Annotated in this window: 11 protein-coding genes and 2 pseudogenes; 5 read left to right on the forward strand and 8 right to left on the reverse strand. The window is 71.8% G+C overall.

From position 1 onward, the window contains the following. Positions 1-126: 126 nt before the first annotated feature. Entirely contained in the window at positions 127-1,320 is a 1,194-nt protein-coding gene (gene tuf, locus ACFSL4_RS11950; RefSeq protein ID WP_381081462.1) for an elongation factor Tu, read from the forward strand. Between the two features lie 240 nt (positions 1,321-1,560). On the opposite strand, the gene ACFSL4_RS11955 is transcribed toward tuf, so the two are convergent. Continuing rightward, complete coding sequence (locus ACFSL4_RS11955; RefSeq protein ID WP_381081464.1) at positions 1,561-2,391, reverse strand: helix-turn-helix domain-containing protein; 831 nt, start codon at positions 2,389-2,391, stop codon at positions 1,561-1,563. Positions 2,392-3,013: 622 nt separating this feature from the next. Between ACFSL4_RS11955 and ACFSL4_RS11960 the strand changes: the two genes are divergently transcribed. Further along, positions 3,014-4,264, forward strand: a complete 1,251-nt coding sequence (locus ACFSL4_RS11960) for a hypothetical protein (RefSeq protein WP_381081466.1) — start codon at positions 3,014-3,016, stop codon at positions 4,262-4,264. Between the two features lie 211 nt (positions 4,265-4,475). Here ACFSL4_RS11960 and ACFSL4_RS11965 read toward each other — a convergent pair. From ACFSL4_RS11965 to ACFSL4_RS11980, 4 genes and pseudogenes are all read right to left on the reverse strand, one after another. Next, a pseudogene (locus ACFSL4_RS11965) lies at positions 4,476-5,588 on the reverse strand (poly(A) polymerase); the annotation flags it as partial. Positions 5,589-6,322: 734 nt separating this feature from the next. Further along, entirely contained in the window at positions 6,323-6,739 is a 417-nt protein-coding gene (locus ACFSL4_RS11970) for a PIN domain-containing protein (RefSeq protein WP_381081468.1), read from the reverse strand. A gap of 2 nt (positions 6,740-6,741) precedes the next feature. Continuing rightward, positions 6,742-6,990: a type II toxin-antitoxin system VapB family antitoxin gene (locus ACFSL4_RS11975; protein ID WP_381081470.1), complete on the reverse strand. Its 249-nt coding sequence runs from the start codon at positions 6,988-6,990 to the stop codon at positions 6,742-6,744. Between the two features lie 152 nt (positions 6,991-7,142). Further along, positions 7,143-7,815: pseudogene (locus ACFSL4_RS11980) on the reverse strand (helix-turn-helix domain-containing protein); the annotation flags it as partial. Here ACFSL4_RS11980 and ACFSL4_RS11985 point away from each other — a divergent pair. After that, positions 7,702-7,986: a hypothetical protein gene (locus tag ACFSL4_RS11985; protein WP_381081629.1), complete on the forward strand. Its 285-nt coding sequence runs from the start codon at positions 7,702-7,704 to the stop codon at positions 7,984-7,986. The pseudogene ACFSL4_RS11980 and the gene ACFSL4_RS11985 overlap by 114 nt on opposite strands. 242 nt (positions 7,987-8,228) lie before the next feature. Here ACFSL4_RS11985 and ACFSL4_RS11990 read toward each other — a convergent pair whose 3' ends face one another. Beyond that, positions 8,229-8,714, reverse strand: coding sequence for an ATP-binding protein (locus ACFSL4_RS11990; RefSeq protein ID WP_381081472.1), 486 nt, complete (start codon positions 8,712-8,714; stop codon positions 8,229-8,231). Positions 8,715-8,866: 152 nt separating this feature from the next. Between ACFSL4_RS11990 and ACFSL4_RS11995 the strand changes: the two genes are divergently transcribed. Both ACFSL4_RS11995 and ACFSL4_RS12000 read left to right on the forward strand, forming a co-directional pair. Further along, entirely contained in the window at positions 8,867-9,742 is an 876-nt protein-coding gene (locus ACFSL4_RS11995) for a helix-turn-helix domain-containing protein (RefSeq protein WP_381081474.1), read from the forward strand. Continuing rightward, the gene (locus ACFSL4_RS12000; protein WP_381081476.1) at positions 9,739-9,948 is read left to right on the forward strand and encodes a DUF397 domain-containing protein; all 210 of its coding nucleotides are present in this window, start codon (positions 9,739-9,741) and stop codon (positions 9,946-9,948) included. Before ACFSL4_RS11995 ends, ACFSL4_RS12000 begins: the two co-directional genes overlap by 4 nt. Positions 9,949-10,090: 142 nt before the next feature. Here ACFSL4_RS12000 and mhpA read toward each other — a convergent pair whose 3' ends face one another. Both mhpA and ACFSL4_RS12010 read right to left on the reverse strand, forming a co-directional pair. Further along, complete coding sequence (gene mhpA / locus ACFSL4_RS12005) at positions 10,091-11,758, reverse strand: bifunctional 3-(3-hydroxy-phenyl)propionate/3-hydroxycinnamic acid hydroxylase MhpA (protein WP_381081478.1); 1,668 nt, start codon at positions 11,756-11,758, stop codon at positions 10,091-10,093. Continuing rightward, complete coding sequence (locus ACFSL4_RS12010) at positions 11,755-12,906, reverse strand: VOC family protein (RefSeq protein ID WP_381081480.1); 1,152 nt, start codon at positions 12,904-12,906, stop codon at positions 11,755-11,757. Before ACFSL4_RS12010 ends, mhpA begins: the two co-directional genes overlap by 4 nt. Positions 12,907-13,010 lie beyond the last annotated feature (104 nt).

The following is a 13,010-nucleotide window of genomic DNA, read 5'->3' on the forward strand; positions in this document are numbered from 1 at the left end:
GGTCCGATCCGCGGCCGAGACCCCGGGTCTCGGGCCCCGGAGAGAACCCCGGCGGGCGGCACCCCAGCAAAGATCACCTGGCGCCGATGAGTAAGGCGTACAGAACCACTCCACAGGAGGACCCCAGTGGCGAAGGCGAAGTTCGAGCGGACTAAGCCGCACGTCAACATCGGCACCATCGGTCACATCGACCACGGTAAGACGACCCTCACGGCCGCCATTACCAAGGTGCTGCACGACGCGTACCCGGAACTGAACGAGGCCACCCCGTTCGACAACATCGACAAGGCGCCCGAGGAGCGCCAGCGCGGTATCACCATCTCCATCGCGCACGTCGAGTACCAGACCGAGTCGCGTCACTACGCCCACGTCGACTGCCCGGGTCACGCGGACTACATCAAGAACATGATCACCGGTGCCGCCCAGATGGACGGCGCGATCCTGGTGGTCGCCGCCACCGACGGCCCGATGCCGCAGACCAAGGAGCACGTGCTCCTGGCCCGCCAGGTCGGCGTTCCCTACATCGTTGTCGCCCTGAACAAGGCCGACATGGTGGACGACGAGGAGATCCTGGAGCTCGTCGAGCTCGAGGTCCGTGAGCTCCTCACCGAGTACGAGTTCCCGGGCGACGACGTTCCGGTCGTCAAGGTCTCCGCTCTGAAGGCGCTCGAGGGCGAGAAGGAGTGGGTGGACTCCGTCCTCAACCTGATGGCGGCTGTCGACGAGTCCATCCCGCAGCCCGAGCGCGACGTCGACAAGCCGTTCCTGATGCCGATCGAGGACGTCTTCACGATCACCGGTCGCGGTACGGTCGTCACCGGCCGTATCGAGCGCGGTATCCTCAAGGTCAACGAGACCGTCGAGATCATCGGCATCAAGCCGGAGAAGACCTCCACCACGGTCACCGGCATCGAGATGTTCCGCAAGCTGCTCGACGAGGGCCAGGCCGGTGAGAACGTCGGTCTGCTGCTCCGCGGCATCAAGCGCGAGGACGTCGAGCGCGGCCAGGTCATCATCAAGCCGGGCTCGGTCACCCCGCACACCGAGTTCGAGGCGCAGGCGTACATCCTGTCCAAGGACGAGGGCGGCCGCCACACGCCGTTCTTCAACAACTACCGTCCGCAGTTCTACTTCCGTACGACGGACGTGACCGGCGTGGTGACCCTCCCCGAGGGCACCGAGATGGTCATGCCGGGTGACAACACCGAGATGAAGGTGGAGCTCATCCAGCCCGTCGCCATGGAAGAGGGCCTGAAGTTCGCCATCCGTGAGGGTGGCCGCACCGTGGGCGCCGGCCAGGTCACCAAGATCGTCAAGTAAGTTCCTCTTGCTTGAGGGTCGGTATCCGGCCTGAAGGGGCCCGTACGACGTGAGTCGTACGGGCCCCTTCGCGTTCCTGGGCAGCGGATCCGACGGTGGCGGCGCAGCCCGCCGGGGGACGGGGGACACGGGTGGGCTGTGACGCACCTGGGGCGTGGCCTGGATCCGCTCGGTCACCTGCGCAGCCCTTGGCCGAGCTGAACTTTGGGGCATGGCGGGTCTTCGCGGCTCGAAGGCCCGTCATGCTTCCGGTGCGGAGGGTGCCGGGCCGGGCGTTCTGAGGCGGCCGGCTGTCCGTCCGCGGTCCGACCGTGGCTCGGCGGTGCGGTCCGGGGGCGTGGGGGTGCCGTCCGGATTCGTCCCGGGTTTCGTGTGGAGGATCTCGCGGGCCTGCTCCGCGGCACGGGCCGTGCTCTCGGCGACGAAGTCGAGGAAGCGGGCGATGTTCTCGAAGCGGACGCCGGCCGGGGTGCGGGGGCCGAGGATGCCGACGCCCTGTCGTGCGGTCTCGACGATCTGGGCCATGGACCGGGCGCTGGCCATCATCGACTGGTACATGATGTCGTCGTCGACGACATAGCGCTCGCGGCGGCGTCCGTCGCGCTCCCGGCGGACCATGCTCTGGCTCTCCAGGAACGCGATCGCCTTGGAGACGGACGCCGGGCTGACATCGAGGCGCTGCACGAGTTCGGACGCGGTGAGGCTGCCGGTGTCGGTGAGGCTGAGGGCGGCCATGACCCGGGCCATCATCTTGGGCATACCCGACTGCATCATGGCGGTGGTGAACGTCTCTTCGTACGCGCGGACCGCCTCGGCGTCGCGCCCGTGGGCCTGCGCGGGCGCCTTCGCGCCCCGGGGAGCGGCCTGCCGGCGGCGGTGGGCGCGGTGCTCGGTGGCGCGTTGGGCGAGGTCGGCGCGGTAGGCGGTGGGGCCGCCGTTGCGCATGACCTCGCGTGTGACGGTCGAGGTCGGGCGCTCCAGGCGCCGGGCGATCTCCGCGTAGGCGAGGCCGTCGGCCAGGCCCAGTGCGATCTGCTGGCGTTCCTGCTGGGTGAGCCTGCCTCCCGGCATCGCGGTCTCCTCGGTGCTCCCTGACGGCCTGTGGCCCGCCGAGTTTAGCGTTCACTCCAACTCATTGCAACGTTGCGCGGATGTGGAATTGCATTGCGTGACAGTGTTGTTGCAACAGAATTGATGCCCGTAGATGCCTTTATGTCAACCATGCGCAACGCATTTGTTTCAATATTTATAAACGCAACGTAGCGTTTTCAATATTGAGAATGGCGGGTCGTTGCCGCCGCCACCGACGCCACTGCTGCGCGGCTGGAAAATCCGGCGACCGGGCTCCGTCGTCCGCTGGAGTTCTGGCCGGACGACGGCTCCTGGCTGGGCGGCGCGGGCACGCGCTTGGAAGCGTACGGCCGCTTCGAGCCGCGCTGACCGCCTGCGGCCCGCCGACCTGCACTCCCCGCGCGCGTGCCGCACGTGGTCCGGCCCGTGACGTCGAGTGCGTACCGGTTCGATCACGTGTTTGGCATGACCCCGCATATGGCTTGTGAGCAGCGGTGACACGGCCTACCAAGGATCTTGCGCCGGTGTCCGGGCCGCGTGTGCCGCGGCCTGCCGTACCCGCGGGGACCGTGCCCCTGCACCGTTTGTCCCATCCCCGCAGTGCCCCGACGAGAGTGAGCCCGTGAGTACCGTCCCGCCACCCGAGCAGCCCGACGAGCGGCCCGGTGAGGAGTCCTCGATACCCGACGAGCAGTGGGAGGCGTTTCTGCGTGACGCCGCGGAGAGTGGCGGCGCCGGTGCGCCGAAGGAGCCGTCGGCGCGCGCCCGGATGGTGACCCGGCGACTGCGGGAGGAGGAAGCGGAGGAGCAGCGCGGCGGTACCCACCGCCGGTGGCGGCCGCGCGCGGGACGGCGCACGCGGCAGCAGGGGCCGCAGCCCTGGACCCCGGCCGGCTGGCACACCGGGCCCGCGTGGCGGGAGATCAACGGAAAGGGCCGCCGTCGGCGGCGGTTCGGTTCGGCGGTCGGGGTGCTGCTGGCCGTGGCACTCGCCGTGGTCGCGGTCCGTCCCGCGCTGGTTCTCGACCGGCTCCCCGGCCGCACCGGTGCCGACGCATCCCCGTCGCCCCTGCCCGCCGAGACGGCGCTGCCGAGCGGCGCCCCCGGCGAGGTCGACCAAACGGGGCTGCCCACGCGCGACCACCCCTTCCGCGGATCGCCCGCCCTGGCCTGGGCCGACGGCGCGGATGCCATCGAACTGCCGACCGCCAAGGCCGTCGGCGGGATGAGCAAAGCCGATGTGGCGCTGGCCCTGCGCCGCACCAAGGAGTTCCTCGTCGGGACGAATCTGGATCCGGCCGTCCTGCGCGGCGGGCAGCCCACCCGGGCGGTCGCCCTCCTCGACCCGAAGGCCGCGGCCATTGTGGTACGACTGCGGCGGTCGCTGCGGGATCCCAGCCGGGACAACGACCCCACGGACCTGGTGAGCCGTTTCGACCCGGACGAGGTGCGCCTGGTCGGCGCGGTGGTCAAGGTGCGCGGCCACATGACCTTCGCCGCCGGGAGACCGGGTGAGGTACGGGTGCACGCGGATTACACGTTCGTCTATCCCCTGGTGAAGGCCGACGGGGGCAGCGATGTGGTGGCGCGCACCATCATCCGCCGAGACCTGACCATGTCCCTGGCAGATCCGCGCAAGTGGGTGGCTACCAAGGGCAAGCTCATGGTGGAGAACTACGACGCCTACTTCTTCAACAGCGAATGCGGTGTCCACGACGGGTACTTCCACCCCGTCTTCCCCAACGAGGCTCCCACCGGCGCACCGCCCAGCGGCCCCGCGTCGGATCCGTACGACCGCAGCCGGCCCCTGTCGAACGAGCCGGACGCCACGTCGGAGGAAGGGGAGTCCTGCGGAACGGTCTCCCGTACGTGAGTGGGTGAGGGGCGGCGGCACGGTCCGGCTCCGCGCTCCTGTCGTGCGACAGGTCGAACAGCGCCTCTGCGTATGTGCCCGATGCCGAGGACGTCTTCCACGCAGGTCGCGGTGATGGCACGCGGGAGCCAGGCAGGCGGGATGTCGGGTACCGGGACGGCACGGCAGAACACACGCCGGCCTCCCCTCCCCCGGAGCCCCGGGCAAGCGATCAGCGCAGGGTGGGAACCTCGCCTCCTTCGGCCCTCGTGAGCGTGACCCCGGCCAGGCCGCGCAGCCGGCGCTCACCGACCGCCGCGAGGTGATCGGCGGTCGGCGGGGTGGGGCCCAGGCCGATGGCGTAGCGGGCGGGGGCCGTGGAGAAGGGGCGGGGCCAGGCGTGGCAGGCCGGGGCCGCCTCCGAGAGATCGGCGACGAGGGCCCGCATCCTGCCCCGGACCCGGCCCTCCTCCGCGCCAGGGCCCACGGTCACGACCGCCCAGGCCGCGTGGCGGCGGTGCAGCGGGGGAGGCGCGAGCAACTCGGCCCACGGGCAGGGGTCCGTGGTCGCGTCCAGCAATTCCCATGCACGGAACAGCTCTTGGGTGACGAGGTCGCGCATGCCCGCCGTGACCTGGTCCGTGCAGGGGCGCACCGGGGCGGACGGTGTCGTGATGGTGAGGGGAAGGGGCCGAGGCGGCCCGTCCGCGGAGCCCACGGGGTCGCGCCAGTCCCAGGCCGCCCAGGTCGCGAAGAAGTGCCGCAGCAGATCGGCCGGCGGCAGGTCGCCGGCCTCACCCGCGGTGCGGGCCGCCAGGACGCACCAGGCCAGGTCCGGCAGGCCCCCGAACGGCGCCGAGTCCAGGCCCCGCGCCTTCGCCCATGCCTTGACCTGCCTGGCCAGCCGGGCGAAGGCCGACCCGTGTGCGCCGGCCGAGGCGAGCACCGCGTCGGCGTCGCTCACGGCGCTGAGCGCGATCGCCGCCGCCTCGCCCAGCTCGGCCCGGCGGTCCACCGCCTCGGGGGGGTCCATCGAGCCGGCGGCGACGACGACCAGGTCCACGTCCAGCCCGTCGAGCCGCAGCCGCAGGCCGGGTACGCGTGCCCCGACCACCTCGCGCACGTCCGCGGCCCCATGCAGCGCGGTCCTCAATCGCGCCTGCACGGCGGCCGGTTCGACCGTGCCGGGCAGTACCGCGACCAGATCCAGGTCCGCACCGGGCAGGGCGCAGCCCATGCGCCGGGAGCCGACGACGTGCACGACGCCGTCGCCGAGCGCGTCCTCGATGCGGCGGGTGACACCTTCGGCCACGGCGGTGTCGGCGGCCATGGCGGCTTCGAGTGGACCCACCGTCTGGACCAGCTTCGGGAAGGCGCCCGACCGCCAGCGCCAGGTCGCGGCGACGGCCTCCTCGACACCGGCGATCCGCCCCTCGGCGCATGCCCTGCGTGCCTCGGCCCGGCAGCGGACGGCGGCGTCGGCCGGCAGATCGGCGAACGCCTCCCGCACCGCACCCTCCGTCCATGGCCGTGATGTCGTCGGCGTGCAGCGCCGACCACTCCACCTGCTCGCGCGCCTCGTCCGTCTCCGCGGTGGCCCGGGCGACAGCGTGCAGCAGACCGAGGTCGGCGGCGTGGGACATCCGCGCCAGGCCGGGCCGCCGCTCCTCGTCCGGATACGGCCGGTGCAGCGCCGGGTGCGGCCCCACGAGATCGGCGACCCGGCGCGCGAGCGGCATGCCCGCCACCCCGGCGAGCCGCGCCGCGAGCCGCGCCCGCCCGCTTTGGTGCAGCAGCGCGGCCAGCACGCCGGCGAGCCGCTCGTCCCCCGCCCACCGCGCCTGATCGAACCGGGCGGCGGCCCGCGGGTCCCCCTCGCCGGGCAGCCCCACGGCCTCCCCCAGCGCCGCGGCCTCGACAGCCGCCCCGGAACGCGCCGCCCACAGGGCGGCCCCCGGCCCGAGCCCGTTCTCGACGACGGCCGCGTGCATCCAGTGCGTGTCCGTGCGCACGGACGGACGCACCGCGGCGCAGGAGGGTTCGAAGCCGAGCCCTGCGGCTTGCCGGTCGGCCTCGCGGTCAGTCCGCGGTCGCGAAGACGTTGCGCTCCACCACGTCGGTGAGAACGCGGCCGACGGCTCGGAAGTCGTGGTCGTCGTGCAGGACGACGAGCCTGTGATGAGCGGCCGTGGCACAGACCAGCCAGTCGACCGTGGACAGGCTCTGATGCTGTCCCCGCTGGGCGAGCCGGTACTGGGCCGCCTCGATCCAGCGCCAGGCCCCCTTGGGGACCGGAACGTCCGGGTACAGATCGGCGAACATATCGGTCATGTGGTCGTACTCGTCGAGGTTCCGCGCCGACTGGAGGAACTCGGTCCGCTGCGCGGCACACGACCCGATGGCTCCTTCGTCGATCTCGTGGGCCCAGAGATCGTTGAGCTTGCGGTGTCGCTGGAGCCGCCACACAGCAGTCGAGTCGGCGAGATAGCGGATCACGGTCAGGCGACGCCCTTCTCCGCTCGGTCCCCGTCAGCGGAGCCCTTCTCCGCCGCGTGGCGGCGCCAGAACCCGTCCTCGTCCCAATGCTGGGCGCGCTCCAGATGGCGCAGCCGTGCCTCTGTGCGCCGCCGACGCTCGGCGTACTCACGCAACGCCAGGTTGACCATCTCCTTCTTGGTCTTCGCGCCGGACAGCCTCATCGCGTCGGCAAGAGCCTCGTCGTCGATGTCGATCTGAGTGGCGGACATGGTGTACCTCCACGAGATGTGCTTCATACAAAGGTATCCAATCTTCCATACATCGGCGATCCTGCCCGAGGACCCTGTGCCCCACGGCCCCGCCACTGCCGACGCGGCCCAGCTCCCGGGGTGCGCGGGCCCTGATCGGCTGCCTCCGGGAGGCAGTCGCGGCAGCGGCCGGGCTCGGGTGCGCGGAAGGCGCGGTCGCAGCCGTCGCAGGTCTGGAGGGGATGCCGGGCGGCTGCCGGCTCGGCCGGTGTGCGGAACGGGGGGCGGGGGTGGCAGCTGGGCAGTGAGCCGATGGGCGAGGAGGGCGGCGGGACGGCGCGGGCCTTCGGGAGGCAGGTCGGTGGCGAGGGCGTGGCGTACGGCGGCGGGGGGCACGTCGCGTTCGAGCCAGGCGGCGACACCGGGGGCCAGGTGGGCCGTGTCGCAGGAGCTGAGCAGCAGGCGGGGGTCTTGGCGGTGCAGGGTGGCGAGGAGGTCCGTGGCCGTCTGGAGGAGGGGCGGGGAGGGGCACGTCGGCTGGGGGACCGGGGGGAGCGGGTGCTTCTTGCGAGGGGCGCGGGGCTTCCTGTGCGGGGTGTGCTCCTCGGGGGCCGTCTTCGCCTCGGCGGGGGTGGTGGCGTGGTGGCGCGTCGGCTTCGGCTGGTTGCAGCTGATCGTGCGGGTGACGATCCGGCCGGTGGGGGTGCGTTCGCGTACGCGGCGCAGGTAGCCGTGCGTCTCCAGATCGCGCAGCCCGGCGGCGATCCGGGCGCGTCCCTCCGGGAAGCGTTCGGCGAGCGTCTTGATGTCCACGGGCGCGTTGCTCGGCAGGGACTGGATGTGCACGGCCAGCGCGATGGCGACCAGCGACAGCTCCGGGTGCTGGGCCAGGTGGTTGCCGATCACCGTGAAGCGGGTGGTGTGGCGGGTGTTGTCGTGGGTGACGCCGTAGGCGCCCCGGCGGGCACGCGTGCGTGGATTCGCCCGGGAGTGGGGTTCGTTGGCGGCTACGGCTGACTCGGCGTGCGGGGGCACGCTAGGGTTCTCGGTACCCATCGGGAAGCTTCCTCTTCCTCGGTGGCCAGGCCCTCGATCGGGATCGCTAGTCCCGGCCGGGGGCCGATGCATGTGTGCAATTGTTTGCGCTGAGCGTAGGGGACTTGAGGGCCGCGAAATCCAGCCGAGCCGTGGATGTTCACCCGCCCGAGTGAGCATGGGCCTCGGGCGGGAGGGGTGGGCTTGGTGGGGTTTCTTTCTCCTCATGTTCCTTGGGAGAAGGAGCCGTCGGGACCGGGGCCCGTGGGGGCGGGTTCCGGCGGTGCGCAGCGCAGTTCCGCCCATACCGTCTTGCGCGGGAAGCGGTCCTCCCGCACGCCCCAGCGGTCCGCCAGCGCGTCCACGAGGAGCAGGCCGCGGCCGGACTCGGCGCCGGGAGCGGGCTGTTGGAGCTGGGGGAGGCGTTCACACCGGGTGTCGGTGACCTCGATGCGGAGCGTGCCGTCGACCACGTAGAGCGTGAGACGGAAGTCCCGGCCCGGGACGCGGCCGTGGGTGACCGCGTTGGCGGCGAGTTCCCCCACGATGTGGCGCGCGGCGTCCGATGGGATTCCCCAGCTGCGGAGCTGGGCGTCCGCGAGCAGGCGGGCGAGGCGGGCACCGCGCGGTGTGGACGACAACAGCACGGTGAAGTGGGGGAAGCGGCATGCCGGTTCGGCGGCCGCGGGCTCGGCGGTTTCCTGGTTCACGTCACTCAGCGTGGCTGTTCCCGCCTACCGTGAGCAGTGATCGAGTGGATGCGTACGGTGACTGTCCGGTGTTTGTCCGGTGCTGTCCGGGCTGTCGGAGCGGTTGGTACGGGCAGGGCGCAGCGGTGCAGCGCGGGACGACGGAGGGGTGCATGCCGGTGGACGGTGAGGCGGTACGGGTCAGGGACGAGGCGGACGAACCGGGGTGGGAGGTGGATCCCGACGACGAGTGGGGCGTCGCCGTCATCACCACGGTGGGACGGCAGTTGAAGCTGCGGCGGGAGGCGGTGGGGATGCGGGCCGCCGAGTTCGGGGCGGCGGTGGGCTATGGAGAGGACCTGGTCTACAAGGTCGAGGGCGGCAAGCGGATTCCGCGGCAGGAATATCTGGACAGGGCTGACGAGGTGTTGGGGGCGGGTGGGCTCATCGCCGCGGCCTGGGAGGACGTGAAGAGGGTCCGGTATCCGAAGAAGGTGCGGCAGCTGGCCAAGTTGGAGGCCCAGGCGGTAGAGATCGGCATCTACGAGAGCAATGGGATCAACGGACTCTTGCAGATCCCTGACCATGCGAGAGCGCTGTTCGAAGCCATGCAACCGCCGTACTCCCCGGACGAGGTGGAGCGGATGGTGGCCGCACGCGTGGCTCGTGCGTCGATCTTCGAGCGCTCACCCGCGCCCGCGCTCAGCTTCGTCCTGGAAGAGGCGGCTCTGCGCCGTCCGATCGGGGGCACAATGGTGCGGCGCCAGCAGCTCGAACGTCTGTTGGAGGTGGGTCGACTGCACAACGTCGTTCTTCAGGTGATGCCGTTGAACTGCGAGACCCACTCCGGCATGGACGGCAAGATCGAACTGCTGAAGTTCGCGGACGGCTCGGCGGTGGGCCGCTCAGATGGCGCGTTCAACGGTCGGCCGACTTCAGATCCCAAACACCTACGCATCTTTGATCTGCGCTATGGCACCATCCGGGCTCAGGCGCTCTCGCCGCGAGAGTCGCTGGTCTTCATTGAGCAACTGCTGGGAGAAACATGATCCGCACGACCACTGCCGGTGATGCCTCCGAGCTGTCGTGGTTCAAGAGCAGCTACAGCAGCGGCAATGACGGCAACTCCTGCGTCGAGATCGCCATAGCCCCCCGCACCATCCACGTCCGCGACTCCAAGAACGTCGAAGGCCCCCGGCTGGCGCTCACGCCCGGCGCCTGGGCGCACTTCGTGGCGTACGCCTCGGGGAGCTGACCCCGGCGCAGTGGCCTCCGGCCCGCGCTCGGGCCGGAGGCGCTGACCGCTACGGCGTCACGACCTTGCCGCCGAAGGTGACGACGAGGGAGCCGCCGGCAGTTGCTACAGACGCGTCAACAGGCGACTGGTTGATTCTTATTCACGCATGTGAACTGCTGGAGGGTTTGCCTTCGGCTGGGCGGGCGCTGCTGCACAACAGGGGTGCCCAGGCGGCGGTGGCGGCTGCCAGGTCGTCTCCGCAGGCCGTACCGGGGCGGGGCCGGGCCGCGGTGGCGAGGACGACCCGGTCGGGGCGGAGCAGGACGGCACCCGCGGTGCCCATCCAGTGGATCAGGGCGCTGGTGCCCGGTGCGGCGGGGTGCTCGGCGCCGCCGGTGCCGGGCTGTTGGTGCCGGGGGGTGCCCAGGTGGACGACGCGGGCGTCCAGCGTTCGCACGAGCGCGTGCAGGGCGGGACCGAGCGGCTCGGTGGTCAGGAGCGCGAAGCCGTCGCCGAGCAGCTCGTCCAGTGGGCGGGGAGTGCCGTCGGCGCCGGGTACGAGGGGCTGGGGGCACAGCGTCCCGGGGCGCGGGTGGCCCGGGCGGCGGGGGCCGGCCAGGGGACCCGGTCTCAGCGGTGGGCTGACGGCGGACAGGACGAGGCGGGAGGCGCCCGGCAGACGGGAGAGCGCGGGCAGGACGGCATTGCGGGCCAGTGCGGTGCCCGTTCCGCCGCCGGTCATGACGGCGCCGACGGCCACGGCGGTGCGAATCAACTGCCGTGCGTGACGCTGGCGTTCGGCCTGGTAGGTGTCGAGCAGGGGTTCGCTCGCGCGGCCGGTGAGGACGCGGGCGAGCTTCCAGGTGAGGTTGTGGGCGTCCCGCACACCCGCGCACATTCCCTGCCCGATGAAGGGCGGGGTGAGGTGGGCGGCGTCACCGAGCAGGAAGACGCGGTCGTTGCGCCAGCGGTCGGCGACCTGGGCGCGGAAGGTGTAGGAGGCGGTGCGCAGGACGTGCAGTTCGTCCTCGGGGATGCCCGGCGTCCAGGGGGCGATCAGTGCGAGCAGACGCCCGCGGTCGGTGAGTTCCTGCGGCTGCTCGCCGGTGCGCAGGCGGAACTCCCAGCGGTAGCGGTCCTCGCCGACACGCATATAGGTGGCCGCCCGCTGCGGGTCGCAGATCTGGTGGACTCCGTCCCAGGCGGGCAGCGGCAGGCGGCAGCGGACATCGACGACGAGCCACTGCTGGGGGGCGGCGAGGTCCTGCATCCGGGAGCCGATGGAGGCGCGGACCAGGCTGTTGGCACCGTCGCACCCCAGGACGGCGTCGGCCAGGAGCGTGCGGGGCACACCGGTGCCCTCGTCCCGGAGGGTCACCCGCACCGGTGCGCCGCTGTGCGGGGGCGGGGTAACGGCGGTGACCTCGACGCCTCCGCGCAGCGTGACCAGGGGCTGGAGCGTGAGGTTGTCCCTGAGCAGCCGTTCGAGTTCGGGCTGGTCGAACATGTTGGCCTGGGGAAAACCGTGCCGGCCGCGGGCGTTGTCGCGCAGGAACTCGGCCAGCACCCGGTGGGAACGGTCCAGCAGCCGCATGCCGCGGGCGGGGCGGGTGATCGCGCCGAACGTCTCATGGACGCCCATGGCCTGGAGGATGCGGTGTACCTCGTCGTCCAGGTGGACGGCGCGCGGCAGCGGATACGGGGCGCGGTGGCGTTCCAGGACCAGGGCGGGCACGCCGTGGCGGGCGAGGAGGGCGGCGGAGGTCAGGCCGGTGGGCCCGGCACCGATCACCGCGACGGGCACATGCTCGGGGGCCGTGGTGTTCACTTGCCCAGGGCTTTCATCAGGCCCAGCAGACGGGCACGGTCGATTTCGTTGTCCTCGCGCAGCGCGGAGAGCGCCTGCAGGAGCGTTCTCGGCGAGGGAGTGGTGCCGAGGAAGTCGCGGGTGGCCGGCGGGCCCCACTGGGCCAGGCCGGAGGCGGACATGGGGGCCCAGCCGGGTTCCAGCGTGTGGTCGAAGACGTCGCCGTCGGCGTAGTGCTCCAGCATGAAGCGGTCGGGGTCGCGCCAGTAGTCGAAGATCTGGCTGCCCTGGATGTGCCGGCCGATGCCCCAGGAGTGGTGGTAGCCGCGTTCGCGCAGGTACTCGCCGCCGGCGGCCAGCGCGTCGAGGTCGGCGACCTGGTAGGCGGAGTGGACATAGCCGGTGTCGGGGCCGAGGTGCATGGCCAGGGTGTGGTGGTCGGCGGGTTCGCTGCCGCGGTCGCAGCGGATGAAGGCCATGGTGGGGCCGCGGTCGCGCTGCCCGTCCAGGTAGAGGAAGTCGCTGACGATCAGCCCGAGGTGCTGCAGGTACCAGTCCAGGGCGCGCCGGAAGACGCGGCTGGAGAGCACGACGTGGCCCAGGCGCTGCACCTGGGAGGGTTGGCGGGGCGGGCGCTGGGCGGCGTTGATGCGGGCGGCGGTGGCGGTGGTGCCCGTGTTGAGGACGAGGGGCCGTTGCAGCGGCCGAGCGGGCTCCTCGGCGACGCCGTGCACGACGCGGACCGGGATGCCGGAGGGGTCGAGCAGGTCGACGGCGCGGCCGCCGCCGTACTCGGTGAGGGTGCGGACCTTGTGGCCGGTGGCGCGGGCCAGCCGGTCGAGGTCGGCGGCGTCGGCGGCCTGGAAGGCCGGGCCGATGAACCGGGAGCCGGGGCCACGGCGGATCACCAGGCAGTGAGTGCCGGTCATGGCGCCGCGCAGATAGAGGGCGTCGTGGGTACGGGCGGCGGTGGTCAGCCCGAAGTCGTGGGCGAAGGTCTCGGCGCGGTCCAGGTCGGGCTTGGTGAATTCCAGCCAGGCCAGGTCGGCCACCTTGATGACGGGCCGGGGCGCGCGGCCGGGGTGTTCGCCGCGCAGGGCGCCCTGGTCGCTGTGCAGGCCCTGGTGGGCGTCGGCGGTGGGGACGGGGGTGGATGCCGGGTCGTTCACGGGGGATTCCCTTCCTGTGGCTCCAGGGGGGCGGGGGTGAGGCCGGGGCCCGGCCCGCCGACCGCGGCGGCGATCGGCGGGCCGGGTGGCGTGGAAGGCGAGCG

This window comes from Streptomyces caeni, assembly GCF_042678285.1.
GTDB lineage: Bacteria > Actinomycetota > Actinomycetes > Streptomycetales > Streptomycetaceae > Streptomyces > Streptomyces caeni.

What these genes read in the sequence shown, in the direction of transcription:
- ACFSL4_RS12000 (WP_381081476.1), top strand. Translation starts at nt 9,739, where the DNA reads ATGATCCGCACGACCACTGCCGGTGATGCCTCCGAGCTGTCGTGGTTC.
- ACFSL4_RS11995 (WP_381081474.1), top strand. Translation starts at nt 8,867, where the DNA reads ATGCCGGTGGACGGTGAGGCGGTACGGGTCAGGGACGAGGCGGACGAA.
- ACFSL4_RS11975 (WP_381081470.1), bottom strand. Translation starts at nt 6,990, where the DNA reads ATGTCCGCCACTCAGATCGACATCGACGACGAGGCTCTTGCCGACGCG.
- ACFSL4_RS11955 (WP_381081464.1), bottom strand. Translation starts at nt 2,391, where the DNA reads ATGCCGGGAGGCAGGCTCACCCAGCAGGAACGCCAGCAGATCGCACTG.